Origin of the sequence: Microbacterium sp. ZXX196, from assembly GCF_009709595.1 — a bacterium.
Taxonomy (GTDB): domain Bacteria; phylum Actinomycetota; class Actinomycetes; order Actinomycetales; family Microbacteriaceae; genus Microbacterium; species Microbacterium excoecariae.
On sequence record NZ_WMEE01000457.1, the window covers coordinates 1 to 242 of the forward strand.

The 242-nt window shown below is 62.4% G+C and carries 1 pseudogene; it reads left to right on the plus strand.

Features of this window, described 5'->3' with window-relative positions:
* Positions 1–242, plus strand: a pseudogene (locus GJQ66_RS14400) (EamA family transporter RarD); the annotation flags it as partial.

The following is a 242-nucleotide window of genomic DNA, read 5'->3' on the forward strand; positions in this document are numbered from 1 at the left end:
TGGTTCGACCAGGGCTCGTTACCCTGGCCGGCGCTGGCGCTGACAACCTCTTGGGGGTTTTACGCGTATTTCAAAAAGTCGCTGCCCATCGGCCCGAACCAGGGGTTTTTGCTGGAGGTTCTGATCCTGCTACCGCCCGCACTGGCGTATCTGGCCTATCTGACTGCCACGGGCCAAAACCATTTCGGCAGCTCGGCCCCGGACACCCTGCTGTTGCTGGGCGCTGGCGTTGTGACGGCGGT